The following is a 21,384-nucleotide window of genomic DNA, read 5'->3' as shown; positions in this document are numbered from 1 at the left end:
GCGTGAACGGCTCAGGGCATAGTCGCCACTTGCCGTTCTTGTTCCACGATGCAGAAGGAGGTCAGCTTCCCTTCTCAACCGGGGCTTTGACATTGGATCTCGAAACTCCCTGCTTGCCTCCGGATCCTTATCCCGATGCGATCAAAAAGCAAACCGCACCACCGTTATTTTGGTGTATCCGAAATGATCGCTAAGACATAGGGCCCGCTGTCAAGTGTCGGTGTCGCCCTTGATCCGCCTCAGGACGCGATCAAGTGCCGATATCAACGCGTCATGTCCGCCTTTTGCCTTGAAATCGGACAATACCTGTTCGTTCAGGCCACCCTTGGTCGCGAACTCGCGACTGAGGTCGACAAGCGGGACGTCGGAACGCATGGCGGTTTGCGACAGACTGGTAAATAACGCCGCGATATAGGCGCGTCCCTTGTCGGCGGCGAGGCCATTATCTTCAAGCCAGGCAGCCGACATGTCCATGATCCCGAGAACGGTCGACATCAGCGAGCTGGCCGCAGCCAGAAGATCATATTCCTGCTTCGTGTCGCACTCGACTGTGGTCCCAAGAACGGAAAAAAGGTCTGCAACGTCGTTATCTGCCGGGAAGATGGCGGTCACACCTTCGCGACGTGCGACGAAAGGCAATGGAATGGCCTGTACGAGTTGAACTTCCACACCAATCCATCCGAGAAGGGTCTGGCGATCGGTCGCCGCAATGACGCTGAGAACGGATTGCCCGGTTCGGAACTTCAGCTCACTCATGACGTCCTGTGCAATTTGAGGTCGGAATGCCAGGACAACCATATCGCTCTGATCGATGACCGACTGGTTGTCTGCCGCAATCGAGACCTCTGCGAATTCGGCGGCGAGACGTTGCGAAATCTCGGCGCTTCGGGGCGAAACAATGACATGCAAGAGAGCGGGGGATTCTGCCAGCAGTCCCCTGATCATGGCCTCGGAAATCGTCCCGGTTCCGATGAAACCGATCTTCTCAATCTTCATTGCCGTCCTCCCCAGGTGCCACGATGCGTCCAATGGGATCGCACCTGACTGGCGGGATACAGTCTCGCGGGATGGCCTGCAAGCTATAGCTCTTGCATGTAGAGCGGACAGATTGCCGCCAGAATGAATCCAATGCAGATTGCGTCCGTGGAACACTGGAGGTCAGACATTGCTGGAAAAGCTGATCGGTGACTACGGCGTGTTCGCCGTGTTTCTTGGCGCTGGTATCGAAGGCGAAACAGCGGCTTTTCTCGGCGGAATCGCTGCCCACCGCCACCTCATCGCCTACTGGCAGGTTGCCTTAGCGGCAAGTCTTGGTTCGTTTACCGCAGACCAGATCTTCTTCCTGTTGGGCCGCCACGCAGCGAAATGGTCCTATGTGAAGAGGCTTCTTGACTCGGCACCGATCGCCGGGGCGACTCGCCTCCTCGAAGCGCGTCCGACAAGCTTTATCCTGGCCTTTCGGTTCATATACGGGATTCGCACGATCAGTCCTGTTGCGATCGGTGTATCCAGCGTTCCGGGCTGGAAATTTGTCAGCCTCAACGCGATTGCCGCATCGGCCTGGGGTATCATGATAACAGGCGCCGGGTTCCTGGCCGGGCAGGCCATCGAAGCCATGCTCGGACGCTTGCAACTGCATGTGCACCTGTTGATCGCGCTCGTCGCCGGCGCCCTGCTTGTGTCGCTCGGCGCTTATGTCGCGCGCAAGGAAATGACGCGGCGCTCGGCACGCCTTGGCGGCTGAGACGCCCGCGTTGGCTCCTCGGTGTCCGGCCGACTGGATATGGCCTCCCAAGAAAACAGACCGATTTTGCAAATCAGGAAGAGGGAGTACCAAGGAAAGCCTGACACGCGGGAAAGCAAGTTGCCGCCGGTGGCCTGCCTTCCCTTGTGGGCGTTGAGCAAAAGAAACAGCTACCGCGACGGGATTGCCGCTGGTGTTCTGTCTGAGAATGCCTATGTTTCGCGTAGCTTCGACGTTACAGGGTTTCCATTTTTGCTTCTCGAAATTTCAATCGTTGCCATTCTTACCATCTTGAATGGCGTTCTCGCCATGTCGGAGCTTGCCGTCGTTTCCTCGCGGCCGGCTCGTTTGAAGGTTCTTGCCGACCAGGGCAGTCGCGGGGCCGCCATGGCTATGAGGCTTGGCGAGGAGCCCGGGCGGTTTCTGTCGACAGTGCAGATCGGCATCACGCTGGTCGGCGTGCTATCAGGTGCATTCTCGGGCGCGACGCTTGGCGCTCGACTGGCCGGCTGGCTTGGTACGCAGGGTCTGTCGCCAGCAGCTGCTGATGCGCTTGGCGTCGGCTCGGTCGTTGTCGCGATCACCTATCTCTCATTGATTGTTGGCGAACTGGTGCCAAAGCAGATTGCGCTTCGTGCGCCGGAGACCGTGGCGAGCAAGGTCGCACCGGCGATGATTTTCCTGTCCCGGCTTGCCGCGCCGCTCGTCTGGCTGCTCGACGCATCAGGACGGACAATCCTTCGCCTTCTCGGCCAGGCAGGCAAGTCGGGCGATGTCGTCACAGACGAGGAAATCAAGACTGTTCTGGCAGAAGCGCACAGCGCCGGTGTCATCGAGACGGAAGAGTCGGCGATGATCTCCGGGGTGATGAGGTTGGCCGACCGAAACGCACGTGCCTTGATGACACCGCGCCGGGAGGTGGAGGTGATTGATGTCGAAGACAGTTTCCCGGAGATCCGGGAGCAACTCCGCCTGAGCGCGCAGGCGCGACTGCCGGTACGCAAGAATAGCTCGGACGAGATTATCGGCGTGCTCTTGACCAAGGACTTCTATGACGCCTTGGCATCCTCGGGTCATGTCGAAATCGGGACGCTCGTTAAGCAGGTGCCGATCGTATCGGATCTGTCAGGCGCACTGGACGTCATTCAGGCAATTCGTCGATCAAGCTGTCACATGGTACTGGTCTATGACGAATATGGCCACTTCGAGGGGGTGATTACCTCCGGCGACATCCTGGAGGCAATTCTGGGTGCCGTCCAGGAAGACTCGATCGGCGAGCAAGCCATTGTGCGTCGTCACGACGGCAGTTACCTCGTATCCGGCTGGACGCCAATCGACGAGTTCGCGGATTTCATGAATTTCCAGATTGATGGCGACAGGGACTATCAGACAGTCGCGGGTCTTGTGCTGGAGGAAATGAAGCATCTACCCGAGGTCGGCGAGAGCTTCATTATGAATGGCTGGCGTATCGAGGTCGTCGACCTTGACGGGCGACGGATCGACAAACTGCTGCTGACTGCAATCGTCGCGCCGGACGAGGGGTCGCACCAGATGTTGCACTAATATCCGAACACACTTGTTGCTGGTGTCGTCGGAACCTTCAAGCGAGGATGGAGTTCATCGCTCCAGAAACATTGGAGGTAATTATGAAAGTGCATGTTACAGCAGCAATCGCGGCAATGATGTTGAGTGTCCCGGCAATGGCACAAACCACCGTCGTGACAGTGCCCGGCGAGGTAAGGACTTACATTACCGAGCAAGAGGTTCCGTCGGTGACGTATGACGGCGATATCGTTGTCGGAACAGAGCTGCCGTCCTCCATCGAAGTTCACACGATCCCCAGCAATGATGCATACGCTTACACAGTAATCAACAAACAACGCGTGATCGTCGATCCCCATACCCACCGCGTCATCGAAGTCATCAACTAATCAGCATGTTCGCGACGATAGGTGACATTCAAGTTGAACGTTGTTTGCGTTGGCCTTTCGCAACGTAAGTATTGCGGGCCAACGCCCCTGTTTGTATCCGGTTACATTCCGAGATACCGCCAGCCCTTGAGGAGCTCCTCGGCAGCTGCGCCGCTGCGTCCTCGGATGTCGATGGAGCCAAAATGCTCCTCTTGATTGCTGCTTTGGTTCAGGTCCTCGATTGATAGGTCTGCTCAATTTGTCTTTCCTGGTGGGCGCACCAGCATTAGACTTGGTCGATCAGGTACCCGTTGCGCTTCGAGCAAACCGCTCGGGAAGTGAGGCAATGTGCCACTCAGGCTGCCACAATCGATCTCCAGCCACTCGCTCGTCAACCCACTTGATTACGAGCTCGCCTCCGAGCGCGCGGATGCTCTCGGCCGACAGGGCCGCAAGGCGGAGGCCGCGTTGGCGAATTTGGCTGCATGGTCTTCGGAAAGCCCTCAACGAATTGATCGGATGACGCTTCTGGATGACGCTTCTGATGCAGTATGGGCCCTGTTCATCCAGCGGGAGATCTGCGGCCTTCGCAACAACGGAGATGTCATCGATCGCTACCAGATTCCCGGCGAGGTCCTCGCGAGGCTTGGCGCCACCCGCAGGTGACACCACAAGTAGGTGCTAAGCGTGTGCCGTTCGGTCGAACGGGGATCAAGTCGAGAGTGACGAAACAACGCCAAGACACGCTCTCAGCCGTTGACTGAGTCTTATTCGGAACGTCGGGTTGCGCGTCCAAAAGCGTCAGTATGTCGGAGTAATGTTCGGCGTAACCTTATTGTTAGCGTATAGTAATTCGCCGGAGTTCACTTGTGCGCGATATGATCCAGGAGGAAATATAATGCTGTTTCTGGCGAGAGATTTAACCTAGCCCTGGTCACCGAGTTGGGACATACTTACTGCGCAGTTGTTCTCTTGTTCATGTTTAAAGGGCGGATTGCCCGGTAGCGATTGGGGAGACGTCATGCCAGCCAATTGGGATCCAAATCAGCATATTGACTCCGAGACAGGTCGAATTGAATGGCCGACGGGTCCGATGACCGACATCGATCCGGACTACGAACCCAGGTGGGTCGAAGCCTGGGTCGTACAGGGTGGCGGAATTGGCCCAGGGCAGGTTTGGGCCGGACCAAGTCAGAGCTCCGCTCAGAGTTCCTGGACAGGCTTCCAGAGTGGGCGCTGGACCGCGCCCGAAGCTGGGTGGAGAAACGGACGCTTTGCGCCCGGTCCTGCGGTCGGAATTTCGCTCCTCGCATTGCGCGATGATGATGGACATTACCAGTATGATTGGTGGTTCGATGTTGTCACACTTCGGGATTAGCGCCGATCTGGAATGGTCGAGCGAGACGCAGATGGAGGATACAATGACCATGGAGGAGCGCGAATTCATTGAGCGCTACAAGACCCAGGTCGACGTCCTGCGGACTTTGCAGAAGAGGGTCACCGAGGCAATCGGCAGAGCCGAAGAAAAGCTTGAGCGGGTAGCCCGCGGAGAGGCTATGGACGCGGTCTTCGGTCCTGTCCAGCGGCGCCCGAGCGGCAAGGAGCGTGGCTAGGCCAATCTCGCCGGTAGTACGCCATTTGTCACGTCTTGTCGAACTCTGCCAGTCGACGCTTTGTGTTGGCTGCGGCAACCACGTTTCCCTTGCGCTCGTATAGACGCAACGCAACTGACGCCGCGGCGAACGCGTCGCTATGTTGGCCGGACGCCTCGAGGACATAGGACAAATCGACAAGTGCTACGGCCCTGTCGTTGACGAAGTCCGTCTTTTCGGCGAACTCCACTGCGGCGCGCGCAAGGGCTTCGGCCTCCTGGATTTTCGCCCTGCGGGCAAGAATACGTGCGCGCACACGCCGCCAGCGAACCTGCGTCACCAGATCATCGATTGCAGCAAGCTCCGAACTCACGGCCGTAAACTCCTCTGCCTCATCGTCACGACCTTGCTCCAGGAGAACGGCTGCAAGCGAGGCCGCCATCGTCGAACGAAAGGCGCGCTCGCCCATCGCCTCAAGCGCGTGGTAGGAAGCGCGCGCGCTCCTTTCTGCAGCGGCAGGATTGCCGGCGAGCAGTTCGACGACGGCTTCATGTTCTGAGGATGCTACATAAAGGGTGTGGCTGAGGCCGAAGTCGGCGTACGCCGCATTGCTCTTTGCGATTTGGTCGCGGGCAACAGAAAAGCGGCCGGCGATTGCGTTGAGGGAAGCGAGTTGACGCAGGATTGCGGCCTCGGACACTGGGCTTTCGGTCACTTCCACACGCATGGCCTCGCAGCGGCTAATTCCTTCGGCGGCAGGGGTGGGGCCAAACCAGAGCGATGAAGCAATCCAGGTCAGGATTTCGTGATATTCGTGCCAATCGCCCGCATGCCTGGCGTGAATTGCAGCGCGCTCCCAAGCTTCGGCTGCCGCCTCGCCCCGGGCGCCGTTGAAACGAAGCCAGGCCTTTAGTCGGTGTGCACGGCATAGACCGAGGTCGTCTCCCAGACTTTCGAAGATCGGGACAGCCTCAATTGCGGCCTCTTCTGCTTGCTTTACCCCGCCCTCCTGGGCGAGGAGGAGTTGCAGGAACTGTCGCTGGATGCTGACATGCGCAACCAATCGCCGGTCTCTGGAGGCGGCGGCAAGCTGTTCGGCTTCGTCGAGGATACGGCCCGCATCGTCCAGTCGGCCGCTCTCGATCTGCGCACCGCTCAATTCGGCAAGCAGCGCGATCCGGCGTGGGTCATCCCTTGGAATGAGCCGCGATACACGCTCGAGAAGGCTGATTGCCGCCGGAAGGTCGCTGCGAACAAGCGCCCGTCTTCCGGCCGCCTCGAGCCGTTCGCCTGCACGGGCGGCAAGAGAGGCAGTACGGGTATCGCGTGGTCCGAGTGATGTCCGGTATTGAAAGGCCTGTTCAAGGTGATAGCCGACAAATTCCTCGAATTCGCGAAGACGGTCTGCAGTCGCTCGTTCAAGCCAGGCGGCGAAGTGTTCGTGCAACTCGGCCCGCGAACCTTTCGACAAGGATCGATATGCGGCATCCCGGATGAGGGCATGCCTGAAGCGATAGGCCTTGTCTCCAGGGAAGGTCGGAGCCTCCGGCCGGATCAGATCCCGGCGCACAAGCGCAAGCAGCCCGGCCTCGAGCGCATCTAACAGGGGTTTCGCCAGTTCGCTGACTGCTCCTTGGTGGAAAACTGCGCCCTCCACCGCTGCGGTCCTCAAGATCGAACGCTCCACGGATGGGAGCCGCTCGAGCCGGGCAGCGAGAAGAGCGTTGATCGACGAGGGAACCGGCAGATCGGCGAGATCGGACACGGTGACCCAGCCATCGGACGCGCGACGCAGTAGGTTCTCGTCAATCAGCATTGCGACAAGCTCCTCAGCGAAGAGTGCATTGCCACCGGCGGCACCGAAGATCCTCGATTCGACAGCCGGCGGGAGTGGTGCGCCGCCGAGCAGATTGGATATGAGCGTATGGCATTCCTCGTCGCTCAGCCGCTCGAGAAAGATCGAGGTTGCATTGCGCTTGCCCGCTCCCCAGCCGGGTCGAGCGTCGAAGAGTTCCGGCCGCGCGATGCAGACAAGGAGAATTGGGACGTCGCGGGAGAAGTCGGCAACGTGCTCGAGCAGGTCCAGGAATGTTGGCTCCGCCCAATGAACATCGTCCACCACGACGACGAGCGGACCGGATCGGGCGAGTGCCTCCAGAAGCTTGCGCACGGCCCAGGCGGTCTCCTCGGTGGTCCCTTGTACCGCGCCGCCGAGGCCAAGCGCCCCAGCGACGCGCTCGGCAATGAGGCTGGCCTTTTCGTCCCCTGCAAGCTGCGCTTCGATCATAGCTGCGAGTTGCTCACCTCCATCCAGCCCCTCGGCCCGCGTGAATTCCCGGACGATCTCGGCCAATGGCCAATAGGTGATGCCTTCGCCGTAGGGCAGACAGTTGCCGTGCAAGACCGTAACGTCTTCCGCAAGACCACGCGAGAACTCCCGTACGAGCCGTGACTTTCCGACCCCGGCATCACCAAGGACGCTGACCATATGGCATGTCCTGTCGCCGACCGCGTTCTGGAAGACGGTTTCCAGCAGGACGCGCTGGCGTTCGCGTCCGACAAAAGGGGAATCGAAGCGGCGCGCAAGCCCCGGCGCGTGATGGAGGACTTCGCTAACGACAAGCGCTGTGATGGTCTCGCCGTGCTTGAGTAGGCGCGGGCCGCTTGGTGAAACGACGACCGCATCGCGTACCAGCCTGTGTGTCGATTTGCCGATCAGGATCTCGTTCGGCAGGGCTGCTTCCTCCAGCCGCTTTGCTGTATTGACGGCTTCGCCGGCGACCGAGAGAAACCCCCGCGAATCCGCGCTGGCGATAACCTCACCCGTGTTGATGCCTATCCGGTTTACAAGGCGTACTCCCCACCCAGCCTCCAGTTCCTGATTAAGATCGGCAAGTCTTTCTCTCATTTCCGCCGCTGCCCGCACGGCCCGCGTAGCGTCGTCTTCGTTGGCTGTGGGCGTGCCATAAACGGCCATGATGGCGTCCCCGATATACTTTTCAACGATTCCGCCATGGCGCTGCACGACAGCGCTGATCTCGCCAAAGTAGCGTTTGAGGACGTTGCGAAGCGCTTCCGGGTCAAGCGCAAGCCCGAGTCGGGAGGAATCCACGATGTCGGCAAAAAGGATCGTGACCGTCTTTCGGATGTCGGTGCTCGGCTCGTGCAGCCCGGGCGCCAGCGGCCTGACCTCGGCCGTTCGGGCTGCCATCCGGTAGATCTTGACAGGCCGGCTGATGTTCTTCAGTTGCTGCTCGCCGGCATATTCGAAATCGACATCGATCTTGCCGGGGAGTTGCTCGTAGGCCGAGCCCGTGATCAATACGCTTCCGGCAGGGCAAATTTGTTCGAGACGAGCGGCGACGTTGATGCCATCGCCGAGCAGGTCGTCATCCTCGACCACGACATCTCCGAGGTTTATGCCGATGCGTAAGACGATCCGGCGTTCGGAATTGACCGGCCTTTGCCAGTCGGCCACCTTTTCCTGCATGGTCACAGCACAAGCTACGGCATCGACGACGGAGTTGAATTCCGCGATCAGTCCGTCACCCATGACCTTGACGATCCGGCCGTGGTGCTCGGAAAACAACGGCTCCATGAGGGATTGCCGTAAATGTTTCAACGCGGTGAGCGTTCCGCTTTCGTCCGCCTCGACGAGGCCTGAATAGCCGACGACATCTGCAACCAGAATTGCTGCGAGCTTTCGTCCGACCCGAGGCAATGGCATAATATCGCCCTTCTGCTGGCAGACTTGCCTTCATCACACGTCGTTCCAGAACAAAACAATAGCCTATTGCTGCGAATGCGACGACCAGAATCGGCCGGCGCCATCCGTTGTTCGTCCACTGCTTCGAATTGGTTTGCACGGTGCCTGACGTGCCTCTTGAGGCCCGGCAACGAGACAGGTACATTAATGGTGCCTAATGTACCCTTGCGCGACTGGGGAGCGAAATGGACATCAGCTTGACGCGACGTTGTGCGATGGTGAACGGCGTGCTTCTGACCACAGCGGTCGCCCTTTCGGGAACACGTTCGATCATACCGTCGGCACGTGCCGGTGATCAGATCGGCGAGGTTACATGGGCCTTGCCCAGCGTTGCGGAAACGCTGTTGATCCCACATGCCTGGACAACGTATGTCGGGGCGATCATGTCGCTCGTCCAGGAGGGACTGCTGACGTTCGGAGACGATCTCAGCCTTGAGCTCGCTGCCGCTGACACCTGGAACCAGGAGAATGCGACGACGCTGCATTATCACCTGCGTGGTGGCGTCACCTTTGGCGACGGATCTCCCTTAACGGCCGACGATGTCGTTGCCACCATGGAATATCACATGAACCCGGACTCCGGTTCACAGCTGGCCTCCTTCTACAATTCGGTGGCAGCCGTCAAGGCGACAGCAAAAGACCAGGTCACTGTCAAGTTGAAGGGTCCCGACGTACAGTTCGTCTATACCGCTGCACACATGGCGGGCTTCGTCTTCAAGAAGGAGCAACTTGCGGACAACGGCATCGGAACGCCGGAGGTGCTGCCACTTGGGACCGGCCCCTACAGGTTAGCCGAATTTGTTCCGTCCGATCGCGTCGTTCTTGAGGCCCGCGATGATTACTGGGGTGGGACACCCTTTGCTAAACGCATCGTCTTCCAGGCAATACCAGACCGGCAGGCCCGGCTGCTAGCCATGCAGAACGGTGACATAGCAGGTACCTTCGATATCGCCATTTCTGACCTGGACCAGTGGGATGCACTCGGCAACGTCGAGACGACGCCTTCTCTTGGCGTCTATGCACTCATCCTGGACCAATCGGCGCCACCGTTCGACGACATCCATGTTCGCCGCGCCGTGGCCCATGCTGTCGACCGGGAAGGCCTGGTTAAGGCTCTGCTCAAAGGCAAGGGAGAGGCAGCAACGGCTCTCAATCCGCCGCAGATGTGGTCAGGGCTGATGTTGCCCGAGGAGGTCCGCGCCTTTTACGCTACCTTGGCGCAGTACCCATTCGACCTAGGGCTAGCGAAGGCTGAACTGGCAAAATCCGGCCATCCGGACGGTTTTGACGTTTCCATCCCGGCATCGAGTGCCGATCCATACATGGTCAATATCCTGCAGTCCGTGGTCGAGAACCTGAAGCAGATCGGTATCCGTGCAAGGATCGAGGAAACCGACAACAACACCTGGCTCGCCCAGTATTTTCGCCATGAGAAGCTCGGAATGCAGATCATGGCCTATTATCCTGACTATCCCGACGCCGTCAGTTATCCCTACCTCTTCTTCTCGAGTTCGACCGCGAGGAAGGATGGACTGAACGGTTCGAACTTCAAGGATGCTGAGGTTGATGCGCTCCTGAAGACTGCGACCGAGAAGTCCGATCCCACGGAACGCACGGTGGCGCTGAAGAAACTGTTCACGATCGTCAACGACAAAGTCCCCCTTGTGCCGATATTTTGGCCCAACTCTGCGATGGCTCTCAGCAATAAGTACAGGCTCAACGGCTATACCGCCTTCTGGTATAATGTTCCCTGGGCCATGAGAGGGTTTGGCCCGGCATGGTGACGCTGCTGTCCGGAAGAAGACAGAGGGGTGTTTCCCCATCGATCGACACCGGCCGAAGACGGAAGGTACCGGCGGATGGACCTTTTTTTAGCGCGCATCATCGATCGGCGGCAGATGAGGGACCTGCAGGGGAGGCCAGACGCCTGCTTCGTGGAAATGCAGGTCGTTCCGCAATGCCACAGCCTTGACCCACACGACCGACATCAAGTGGATGCATGCATTTGCACCTGTTTGGGGCGGACCCGTGGGGCACGACAATGACGGCTTCGACCCTCGTCATGTTTCTCGCGCGCCGGTTCGCAATAGCGATCCCGCTTCTTCTGATCATCTCATTCGGTGTCTTCGCACTCGTCCATATCGCCCCAGGCGATCCGGTGCGCTCTCTGCTTGGCACGCGTGCGGCAGACCCGGCGACGATTGCTGTGATCCGCGCCCGATACCACCTGGATGACCCGCTGCCGATGCAGTACGGAAAGTGGCTGTCGCAAGTCATCCGGGGGGACCTTGGCGTCTCCATTCAGGGCAATCGGGCGGTGACGCGGACCATCAAGGATCGGCTAGGCGTCACCGTCTTCCTGACCTTGATGAGCAGTGCCCTTGTTCTCGGCCCGGGCATCTTGCTTGGCGCCGTTGCGGCTTATCGCCAAGGTACGCGCCTGGACCGGGTGGTCGTGTTGCTGGGTGTTTTCGGGATAAGCTCGCCAGCCTTCGTCACCGGTATCTTCCTCCTCTACCTCTTCGGTGTTTTGCTGCGCTGGTTTCCCATCTTCGGATCAGGTGATGGTTTTTTCGACCGGGCCTGGCACCTGGCACTTCCTTCGCTGGCGCTGGCGATATCTGTCATGGCAATCGTCATCAAGATCACGCGTGCAGCGATGATCGAGGAGCTGGGGCAGGACTACGTCACCTTTGCACGGTCACGTGGCCTTTCCCCGCACCGTATTCTTTTTGCCTACGTCCTCAGGAATTCCCTCATTTCGCTGGTCACGGCCGCGGGGATCATCATTGTCGGTATTGTGGCAGGGGCGATTTACGTCGAAGTCACCTTTTCGTTGCCGGGCCTCGGCGCCTTGACAGTTGACGCCATCCAGAAGCGCGACATTCCGACGATCCAGGGGACTGTTCTGCTATTTTCTACTTTTGTCGTGCTGGTGAATCTTGGAGTCGACGTGATTTACGCAATGATAGACCCACGCATCCGCTTTGGGAGGGTTCGGCCATGAGCAGCCCGGCCGCCGACGAAGGAGGTGTAGAGGAGCTGCGGCCGCGCGTTGCCGCTAGCGTGCTCGTTGCCATGCTCGTTCTCGCGACAGTAGCGGTCAGCGCCATCCTTGGAGATAAGATTGTCCCCGATTCACCGTTTCTCCAGCGACTCGGGACTGGCGATACACCGCCATCGCTCGCGCACCTCGCAGGGACGGATCTGTTCGGGCGCGATGTGCTTTCGCGCGTCATCTACGGCGCGCGGACAGCTCTGGTCGGTCCGGTCATCGTCGCCGCCGGCTCCTTTGCGATCGCGACCGTGCTTGGGTTGGTGTCAGGCTATTTCGGCGGCCTGGTCGACACAGCGATCATGCGCTGGGTTGACGTCACGCTCGCGTTGCCGGGACCGCTTCTGGCGATCGTTGTCGTCGGTATCGTGGGAGGCGGCTACTGGACCGCGGTGGCCGTTCTTGTGGTTCTATTTTCCGCTACCGATACCCGCATTGTTCGCAGTGCTGTCCTCGAGCAGCGACCCCTTCCTTACATAGAAGCTGCGCGCACGCTCGGTCTTTCGAAGACGCGCATCCTGTTCGTGCACGTTCTTCCGAATGTGGCGCCGATCATCCTTGCGTATGTGATCCTTGACTTCGCCTTTGCCCTGGTGAACCTCGCCGGCTTGTCGTTCCTCGGCCTCGGCATCGAACCCGGTGCCCCCGACTGGGGCCGGATGCTCTTCGAGAACCGTAATATCCTCTTCTCAAATCCCGCTGCACTGCTTTTGCCTGCTGGCATGATCATCGTCACCGCCATCAGCATAAACCTCATCGGCGACTGGTTGCTCGAGCGGTTCGCCAGATGAAGACAGGGTCGATCGAGGCTAGCGGAGGTGGGCCGCTACTCAAGGTCGAGGGCCTTGCGATCTCGTTCGGCAGGGCGGCAATCACAACATCAGTGAGCATCGCGTTGGAGCGCGGCGAGAGCATAGCAATCGTTGGCGAGTCTGGATCGGGAAAGTCTGTGACGGCCCGCGCGATTGCCGGGCTTCTGCCGCCAGGCCTCAACGCAACCGGTGCGATCACCTTCGACGGCATGTCCGTGATGCCGCTTCCCGAGCGCGAACGTCGCAAATTACGCGGATATCGCGTTTCGATGCTGATGCAGGATCCCTTCACGATGCTGAACCCGCTCATGCGTTGCGGTGACCACATTGACGAGATGCTGCGTGATCGGCCGGAGTTCGCGTCGCGTCAGGCAAGGGGGGGCGAGGTGCAAAGGCGCCTTGAGGAAGTCGGGATTTCGGATCCCGATGTGGCGCGCCGCCTGCCATTCGAGTTGTCGGGCGGCATGTGTCAGCGTGTCGCGATGGCTGCCGCGCTTGCGCGCGACCCGGATCTGCTCATTGCCGATGAGGCCACGACGGCGCTCGACGTCACCAGTCAAGCCGATATCATGAAGCTCCTCGGCCATATCCAGCGAGAGCGTCATATGGGCCTGATCCTTGTCACCCACAATCTGCGGCTCGCCTTCGCGACCTGCCAGCGCGTCTACGTCCTCTATGCAGGCTCGGTACTAGAAGTCGGCGACGCCATTTCCGTCGAGCGTCGACCTTTCCATCCCTACACCCTTGGGCTGCTCCTGTCGGAACCGCCGGTTGATATTCGTGTGCAAAACCTTGTCGCCATGCGGGGTTCCGTGCCCCGCGCGGCCGACGTTATTGACCGCTGCGGTTTCGCAGACCGCTGTGATTGGGCAAGCGAGGTTTGCCGCGCCAGCAAGCCGCCGCTCGGTGCTCTCAGCGCTCTGCGCTCCACCGCATGTCTCCGTCAGGACGAGATCCAGAGTGAGATCGATGCCCGGCGCGCGACTGCACTGTCGGAGGAGCCGAAAGCGTTGAGTCGCGGAGAAACCACGGATTGCCTTGTCCGTGTCGACTCGCTCAGCAAGACTTTCTCCGGAGCCCGTGGACGGCCGGTCCGCGCAGTGAGGGAGGTTTCATTGCACATCAGGTCTGGGGAATGTGTGGGGCTGGTTGGCGAATCCGGTTCGGGCAAGACGACCATCGGGCGCTGTCTCGTTGGCCTCGAGAACCCGACCTCCGGCAACATCGTAATCGACGGCATTTCGGCTGGCGATTATCGCGCCCTGACCAAGGGGGACCTTGCGAGAATACGCCGGACCATCCAGATGGTTTTTCAGGACGCCTATTCGACGCTCAATCCCCGACATAGCGTCGGCCAGGCATTGGCAGAGGCACTCGGGGCGTCGGTGGGGGCCACAGACCCGGTGACACCCGAACGGATCGTGTCGCTGCTTGCCGAGGTCGGCTTGTCCGCTTCATACACTTCCCGCCGTTCGAGGTCGCTGTCCGGCGGCGAACGCCAGCGCGTTGCGATTGCCCGTGCGCTTGCGGTCGAGCCGGCAATTCTCGTCTGCGACGAACCCGTCTCTGCTCTCGATGTGTCTGTCCAGGGCCAGGTGCTTAATCTCTTCCGACGCCTGCAAGTCGAACACGCGCTATCATACCTCTTCATCACGCACGATCTCGCTGTGCTGCGACAGATCGCCGAGCGAATTTATGTGCTCTATCTCGGCGAGATCGTCGAGGAGGGACCGACAGAGAAGGTCATCGGCGACCCGCAGCACCCATATACACGCCGGCTTGTCAAGTCGATCCCCCGCGGAACAATCAAATTGACGCGCTGAGGGGGCGAGAGCGCGGCGAACGGTGCGCGCTCCTTCAGGTTTCCAGCCCTCTGTTGGGTCTGTCGGTCGAAGAAGTGAGCCTTTGCCGTTTCCAAGGGGAGCCTGACCTTTTGCTCGCGCGTAACTCAACGCGATCGCCCACGACCCATGTCAGTTCCCTGCCGTCGAGCTCAACGGCGACATGGGTTTCCGAACCGGTCGGCTCCACGACCTTGATAGTGGCTTCGATGCCCGTTTCGGTCGCCAAGCGTGATGTCCTCGGGACGTATGCCGAGTGTGAACGGCCTCTTGTCCGAATTGGCACGCAACGTGAAAGCCGGATGCGGGCCCCGCCTGCAAGCACGAGCCAAGGGCTGGCGCCGATCTAGATGGTTCCCTCAACCAAGAAACCCTGCAACAAATACGTTGCGTGGCCTGTCGTAGAGTTCCAGAGAGCTGCCGATCTGCTCCACCTTGCCGCCCTGGACCACGACGATCTTGTCAGCCATGGTCATCGCTTCGATCTGGTCATGCGCGGCGTAGACGATCGTCGTTTTCAAGCGTTGGTGAAGCGCCTTGATCTCGGCCCGCATCTTGACGCGCAAGTTTGCATCAAGATTGGGCAATAGTTCGTCGAACAGGACGACTTTCGGGTCCCGGGCGACTGCCCGTCCCATGGCGACGCGTTACCGCTGGCCACCGGAGAGCTGGGCCGGCTCGGCTGCGAGCCCTCCCGCAGCCAAGGCAAATGCCCCGTTGTGGCCTCCATCCGGATCGCGTGCGCGACGCAAATTCGACACTCTGGACATCGTTACCCCATTATAATTTGCCACGAGCATATCCTGTTCCCGGCGTCTTCTGACCTATACATAGGTCTGGTCGGTCGAACTGCATTGGTGGGCATATCTTTCTGGTTTTTGGCGACACAGCATTCGGCGCCGCTCGCGTGTTCGGTGCCACCTGTCCGGCCCATGTCAACCGTGATTTCACCTGATGATCCCAGGAAATGAACGGTCACCGGCCCAATCGAGTCGGGAGTGATGGCTCTCGGGACCGGCAGAAACCACGGTTTAGCGGTGCCAGAATTGATTTGACAGCAGGTCATCCCAAGCGCCGAATCTTTTTGCGCTGGCGCGCACGTCCTGATGGGAGGCAAGCTCATGGAACTGAACTGGAATACGATTTCAGACCGTTCTAACGTTAAAGATGGTCGCCAGATTATAATCGGCTCACAGGATGAGGGGGGGGTACCACTATAACGTTGTGTTCTACCATGCGCCGATGGAGCTTTGGTACGGTGGCGCTGGCATCAAGGTGAGAGACGAAGATATTGAACATTGGGCTGAAATACCGCCTCCCGGCGCCTGAATAACTAAGGCACATTCTTAGGTTTAAACACCCGGTCCTCTCTGCACGGCGAGCGGCGAGAGGAGAAAAATCGCTTGCCTATCCACTTCAGCTGACCGCAAGAAATGGAGAAAGCTGCCCAGCTGGTCAAAGGGTAATATTCGACCGGAGTAAAGAAAAAATAACCTCACATAAGTCGATTGATACTCCATTGTGGAATTTTGGAAGATACGACATAGTAGAATAAGTTGTTGCAAGAAGATCGGAGGGCGATCTCATGCCAGCAAATTTCGATTCACCCTTAAAAATTAATATTGCCTGGATTCGTCGAGTGGCCAACGGGACCGTTGGGTTACGTTGACGGGTATCAACCGGTACGGGTTGAGGTCTGGCTTATGCAGCAAAGTACCGGCGCCATACAAATGGCTTACCAAGATAATCCCTCCGGGTCGAAATGGAAGGCAGACGATGATTATTTCCCATCGCCCTGGGGCGGTGGACTATTCAAGCCTGGGCCGGCATTGGGAACAGCCGTTTTAATTACTAAGAAGACGGTGATGGGCGCCACCGTCCAGCATGTCTATTGGTGGACTGAGGAAGTTGAGCTTAAGTACTGACTGACGACTATCCTGCAGATCCTTTCCTGAAGTCCAAGGTGAAGCGGCAATTCGTGCAAGAGCGCTTCCAAACGCAGAACGGCAGCCGTTGCATTTGCGAGCGGTCAATGATCTTGGCTGCTATCGCGGCTGAATGGAGCCGGCAACTAGCTAGGTGACAATGCGCGCCGGCCGACGTTAGTTGTAATAGGTGATATCGCGGACAGCGCGATTTTGGCGGATCGGAAATAGTGCGGCCAAAAGAGTGGTCGTTCTCTCAGGCCCCGCTTTCTTTGACGGCCTCCATGGCGACGAAGGTCGAGGTGCTGGCAACGAAAGGGAGACTCGAAATCTTTTCTCCGAGCACGAGGCGATAGTTGGCAATATCGGAGGTGCGGATTTTCAGCAGATAGTCGAATGCGCCTGCGATCATGTGGCACTCCTCCACTTCCTGCAGCCTCCGCGCTGCAATGTTGAATGCCTTCAGCGCGTGTTCGCGCGTATCCGAGAGTTTCACCTCCGTGAATGCGACGTGGTTCTTCCCGAGTTTCTTCAAGTCGACGACCGCACGAAAGCCGAGGATATAGCCATCTTCGATCAATCGCTTTAATCTGACCTGGCAGGGTGTGTTAGAGAGGCCCACCTTTTTGGCAAGATCGGTTATCGACATTCGACCATCTGCGATAAGAGCTTCGATGATCTTGTGATCGAATTGGTCAATTTCCCTGCCGTTTGTGACTATACTCACGATTTTCCCTCGACTGTTCCTCTAAATTAGGCAGTTATAGGTCAGAGGTGGCAATTTCAAGTGAAATTACCTTCGCACGACCTGTTATGTGTTGGTCAAGATTCTACCTGGAGCAAAGACATGACGATCACCAGCGAGACGGTGGCAAGCAACCTCAACAGCTTAGTGACTGGTGGCGCCAATCCGTTTGAGGGTTTTGCACCGGCGGTGCGTCCACAAAGTGATTTGCGACGAACAATCACTGCGGCGTACCGTATTCCAGAAACCGTTTGCGTTCCGGCTCTCGTGGAAGCTGCTGCACTCCCGGAAAAAGTTCGCCAGGGTGCAGCGACGACTGCGCGTCGACTTATCGAAGCACTCCGTGCCAAACACAAGGGTACTGGCGTTGAGGGCCTCGTGCACGAATATTCGCTTTCGAGCCAGGAGGGCGTGGCGCTGATGTGTCTGGCAGAAGCCTTGCTTCGGATTCCTGATACGGCTACCCGTGACGCCCTGATCCGCGACAAGATCGCCGAGGGTGATTGGAAGTCGCATCTGGGCGGCGGCCGGTCCCTCTTCGTCAATGCCGCAACCTGGGGGCTGGTGGTAACCGGCAAGCTCACAGCGACGGTCAACGATCGTAACCTTTCGGCTGCGCTCACGCGCCTGATCGCACGATGCGGCGAGCCGGTTATCAGGCGTGGCGTCGACATGGCGATGCGAATGATGGGTGAGCAGTTTGTCACTGGCGAAACCATCGACGAGGCGCTGCAACGAGCAAAGCCACTCGAACAGCGCGGCTTCAGGTACTCCTATGACATGCTTGGGGAGGCGGCAACGACCGGCGCCGACGCCGAACGGTACTACAAGGACTATGAAGCCGCGATCCACGCAATCGGCAAAGCGTCCGATCGGCGTGGTATCTATGAAGGGCCTGGGATTTCGATCAAGCTCTCTGCTTTGCATCCGCGCTATTCAAGAGCACAGAGCGAAAGGGTCGTCAGTGAACTGCTGCCGAAGGTTAAGACGCTTGCCCTGATTGCCAAGTCCTATGATATAGGCCTCAATATCGATGCCGAGGAGGCGGATCGGCTGGAGTTGTCGCTGGATATCCTTGAGACACTATGCCTCGACGATGATCTTTCCGGATGGAACGGCATGGGTTTTGTTGTGCAGGCCTATGGCAAGCGCTGCCCGTCCGTGCTCGATTTTATCATTGACCTTGCCCGTCGCGCTGGTCGCCGGATCATGGTTCGCCTGGTCAAGGGAGCCTATTGGGATGCCGAAATCAAGCGGGCTCAACTCGACGGTCTTGAAGACTTTCCCGTCTTTACTCGAAAGATTTACACTGACGTGTCCTATGTGGCCTGCGCAAAGAAGCTCTTGGCTGCACCAGATGCTGTCTTCCCGCAATTCGCAACCCACAATGCGCAGACGCTTGCCACAATCTATCACATGGCCGGTTCAGACTTCCATGTTGGGAAGTACGAATTCCAATGCCTTCATGGCATGGGGGAACCGCTCTACGACGAGGTCGTCGGCCGCCAGAACCTCAACCGTCCCTGCCGCATCTACGCACCGGTTGGCACACATGAAACACTGCTCGCCTATCTCGTGCGACGGCTCCTCGAAAATGGGGCAAACTCGTCGTTTGTGAATCGGATCGCCGATCCGGGCGTCTCCGTTGAAGAGCTTGTTGCGGATCCCGTCGATCTTGTCGCCGGAATGCAAGTACCTGGTCTGAAGCACGACAAGATCGCACTGCCCGGCGACCTCTACGGTCAGCGCCGCAATTCCGCTGGTATCGATGTCTCGAACGAAACGACGCTTGCGGAACTGACCGAGAGCCTGAAGGCAAGCGCAACGCTACGTTGGAAGGCAGCGCCAACCCATGAAAGGGAGGCTGCGCCGTCCCGCGACGTCGTCAATCCGTCCGACGGGCAGGACATTGTGGGGACCGTGCGCGAGGCAACGATCGAGGAAGCCGGAGCTGCGGCCGCAATCGCACTCAAAGCCGCGCCGTCCTGGGCTGCAGTGCAGCCTGCCGAGCGGGCCGCGCTCCTCGAGCGGGCAGCTGACGCTATGCAGGCGAAAATGGAGACCTTGTTGGGTCTCATCATTCGCGAAGCTGGGAAGTCGCTGCTGAATGCCGTCGCTGAGGTCCGGGAGGCGGTCGACTTCCTACGTTACTACGCCGAGCAGACGCGCCGCACCCTCGGTCCTTCTCATGCACCACTTGGTCCCGTTGTGTGCATAAGCCCGTGGAATTTTCCATTGGCGATCTTTACCGGGCAGGTTGCTGCTGCGCTTGTCGCAGGCAACCCGGTTCTAGCCAAACCTGCGGAAGAAACGCCGTTGATTGCGGCCGAAGCCGTTAGAATTCTGCATGGAGCCGGTATCCCGACTGACGTCGTCCAGTTGGTTCCGGGTGATGGAAGGGTAGGGGCGGCTCTGGTGACAGCTCCCGAAGCCGCTGCCGTGATGTTCACAGGCTCCACAGAGGTTGCGCGAATTATCCAGGGCGAGCTCGCCAAGCGACTATCCAAGGGCGGAAAGCCGATTCCATTTATCGCCGAGACTGGCGGCCAGAATGCCATGATCGTGGACTCCTCGGCACTTGCCGAACAGGTTGTCGGTGATGTGATTGCCTCGGCATTCGACAGCGCCGGGCAGCGCTGCTCGGCACTGCGCGTTCTGTGCCTGCAGGAAGACATCGCCGACCGTACATTGGTGATGCTTAAAGGAGCTTTGAAGGAGCTCTCCATCGCCAATACCAATCGCCTGGCCTCGGACATAGGGCCGGTCATTACTGCCGAAGCCAAGGATACAATCGAAGCGCACGTAGAGGCCATGAGCGGCGCAGGCTGCAAAGTCGAACGTGTGAATTTGTCCGAAGCGACCGAGAGGGGGACATTTGTCGCCCCAACCATCATCGAAATCAGCAGCATTTCGCAGCTTAAACGCGAGGTGTTTGGTCCGGTTCTTCACGTTATTCGATGGCGCCGCCAGGACCTTGGACGCCTGATAGACGATATCAATGCGACGGGTTATGGTCTTACGTTCGGTCTTCATACGCGCCTCGATGAAACGATTGCAAATGTGACGAGGCAGGTGAAAGCGGGCAATATTTATGTCAACCGCAACGTCATCGGCGCAGTCGTCGGCGTGCAACCTTTCGGCGGTCGCGGTCTATCCGGGACCGGCCCCAAGGCAGGCGGGCCTCTCTACCTCGGGCGCCTGGTTTCATCTCCGCCCATTCCGCCACAGCACAGCTCGGTCTACAGCGATCCTTCGCTTCTGGACTTTGCAAAATGGCTGGAACAGCAGGGCCTTTCTGAAGATGCGGAAGTCGCGCGGCAACTTGGCAGCCAGTCCGCTCTGGGACTTGAAATGGAGCTTCCCGGTCCGGTGGGCGAGCGTAATCTATATGCGCTTCACCCTCGCGGTAAGATCTTGTGCGCGCCGTGGTCCAGCACAGGTCTCATCCGCCAGATTTCCGTTGTCCTCGCCACCGGAAATAGCGCAGTTATCGATTGCGATGAAGGCTTGCGTCCAACATTGAAAGGACTTCCCGCCAGCGTCGGCTCACGCATTGACTGGAAGGAAACCAAAGCAATTTCCGAGCCATTGGCCGGAGCGCTCATCGAAGGTGAGGACGCGCGGGTTCTCGCTATGCTGTCGAAGATAGCAGCAATGCCAGGGCCACTACTATTGACACAATCTGCGACGCCAGCGGAGCTCAGGCATGATGCGGATGCCTACTGCCTGAACTGGCTTCTCGAGGAGGTGTCGACCTCCATCAACACCGCTGCGGCAGGGGGCAACGCAAGCCTGATGTCGATCGGGTGATACTGGCGAGGCAGCTAGGCCGTAAACTCATAAATTCTCTTGGCGTATTGCGTTCGGCGTGATTCAAGGCTTCCGAATTAGGAGCTATGATGACACGCCGCCGCTACGAACTCACCGACCACGAGTGGTCAATCATTTCGTCCCTACTGCCGAACAAGCCTCGCGGCGTTCCTCGTGTCGATGA

The 21,384-nt window shown here is 58.7% G+C and carries 13 protein-coding genes and 2 pseudogenes; 11 read left to right on the top strand and 4 right to left on the bottom strand.

What is annotated here, in order from left to right:
- Positions 1–210: 210 nt before the first annotated feature.
- Positions 211–996 (bottom strand): pyrroline-5-carboxylate reductase, encoded by a 786-nt coding sequence (locus FHT77_RS25045; protein ID WP_183757524.1) that lies wholly within the window; start codon positions 994–996, stop codon positions 211–213.
- 169 nt (positions 997–1,165) lie between these two features.
- Between FHT77_RS25045 and FHT77_RS25040 the strand changes: the two genes are divergently transcribed.
- The 5 genes from FHT77_RS25040 to FHT77_RS25020 all read left to right on the top strand — a co-directional run bounded on the left by FHT77_RS25040 (position 1,166) and on the right by FHT77_RS25020 (position 5,267).
- Complete coding sequence (locus FHT77_RS25040; RefSeq protein ID WP_183757523.1) at positions 1,166–1,744, top strand: DedA family protein; 579 nt, start codon at positions 1,166–1,168, stop codon at positions 1,742–1,744.
- A gap of 252 nt (positions 1,745–1,996) precedes the next feature.
- Positions 1,997–3,307: a hemolysin family protein gene (locus FHT77_RS25035; protein WP_183757631.1), complete on the top strand. Its 1,311-nt coding sequence runs from the start codon at positions 1,997–1,999 to the stop codon at positions 3,305–3,307.
- Positions 3,308–3,390: 83 nt separating this feature from the next.
- Positions 3,391–3,675 (top strand): DUF1236 domain-containing protein, encoded by a 285-nt coding sequence (locus FHT77_RS25030; RefSeq protein ID WP_183757522.1) that lies wholly within the window; start codon positions 3,391–3,393, stop codon positions 3,673–3,675.
- 327 nt (positions 3,676–4,002) lie between these two features.
- Positions 4,003–4,320, top strand: coding sequence for a DUF6665 family protein (locus FHT77_RS25025; protein ID WP_183757521.1), 318 nt, complete (start codon positions 4,003–4,005; stop codon positions 4,318–4,320).
- 563 nt (positions 4,321–4,883) lie between these two features.
- On the top strand, positions 4,884–5,267 hold the full coding sequence (locus tag FHT77_RS25020; protein WP_259186233.1) for a hypothetical protein: 384 nt from the start codon (positions 4,884–4,886) through the stop codon (positions 5,265–5,267).
- A 28-nt stretch (positions 5,268–5,295) separates the two neighbouring features.
- Here the strand turns inward: FHT77_RS25020 and FHT77_RS25015 are convergent, their stop codons facing one another.
- Entirely contained in the window at positions 5,296–8,973 is a 3,678-nt protein-coding gene (locus tag FHT77_RS25015) for an adenylate/guanylate cyclase domain-containing protein (RefSeq protein ID WP_183757520.1), read from the bottom strand.
- Positions 8,974–9,197: 224 nt separating this feature from the next.
- Between FHT77_RS25015 and FHT77_RS25010 the strand changes: the two genes are divergently transcribed.
- The 4 genes from FHT77_RS25010 to FHT77_RS24995 all read left to right on the top strand — a co-directional run bounded on the left by FHT77_RS25010 (position 9,198) and on the right by FHT77_RS24995 (position 14,702).
- Positions 9,198–10,796, top strand: coding sequence for an ABC transporter substrate-binding protein (locus FHT77_RS25010; RefSeq protein WP_183757519.1), 1,599 nt, complete (start codon positions 9,198–9,200; stop codon positions 10,794–10,796).
- Between the two features lie 257 nt (positions 10,797–11,053).
- The gene (locus FHT77_RS25005; RefSeq protein WP_183757518.1) at positions 11,054–12,019 is read left to right on the top strand and encodes an ABC transporter permease; all 966 of its coding nucleotides are present in this window, start codon (positions 11,054–11,056) and stop codon (positions 12,017–12,019) included.
- Positions 12,016–12,858 (top strand): ABC transporter permease, encoded by an 843-nt coding sequence (locus FHT77_RS25000; protein ID WP_183757517.1) that lies wholly within the window; start codon positions 12,016–12,018, stop codon positions 12,856–12,858. The genes FHT77_RS25005 and FHT77_RS25000 overlap by 4 nt, the downstream gene beginning before the upstream one ends.
- Positions 12,855–14,702 carry a dipeptide ABC transporter ATP-binding protein gene (locus tag FHT77_RS24995; RefSeq protein ID WP_183757516.1) on the top strand — a complete coding sequence of 616 codons (1,848 nt, stop codon included), beginning with the start codon at positions 12,855–12,857 and terminating at the stop codon, positions 14,700–14,702. Before FHT77_RS25000 ends, FHT77_RS24995 begins: the two co-directional genes overlap by 4 nt.
- A gap of 47 nt (positions 14,703–14,749) precedes the next feature.
- Here FHT77_RS24995 and FHT77_RS32090 read toward each other — a convergent pair.
- Positions 14,750–15,409: pseudogene (locus FHT77_RS32090) on the bottom strand (ABC transporter ATP-binding protein); the annotation flags it as partial.
- A gap of 1,492 nt (positions 15,410–16,901) precedes the next feature.
- Positions 16,902–17,372 (bottom strand): Lrp/AsnC family transcriptional regulator, encoded by a 471-nt coding sequence (locus FHT77_RS24985; RefSeq protein ID WP_183757515.1) that lies wholly within the window; start codon positions 17,370–17,372, stop codon positions 16,902–16,904.
- Positions 17,373–17,492: 120 nt separating this feature from the next.
- Here FHT77_RS24985 and putA point away from each other — a divergent pair, with 120 nt between their 5' ends.
- Both putA and FHT77_RS24975 read left to right on the top strand, forming a co-directional pair.
- Positions 17,493–21,200, top strand: coding sequence for a trifunctional transcriptional regulator/proline dehydrogenase/L-glutamate gamma-semialdehyde dehydrogenase (putA, locus tag FHT77_RS24980; protein WP_210281024.1), 3,708 nt, complete (start codon positions 17,493–17,495; stop codon positions 21,198–21,200).
- A gap of 89 nt (positions 21,201–21,289) precedes the next feature.
- Positions 21,290–21,384 (top strand): annotated as a pseudogene (locus FHT77_RS24975) (IS5/IS1182 family transposase); the annotation flags it as partial.

It is taken from the genome of Rhizobium sp. BK181 (assembly GCF_014193305.1).
Classification (GTDB): Bacteria; Pseudomonadota; Alphaproteobacteria; order Rhizobiales; family Rhizobiaceae; genus Rhizobium.
The sequence above is the reverse complement of the archived record's forward strand: the minus strand, read 5'-3'. Positions and strand labels throughout refer to the sequence as shown.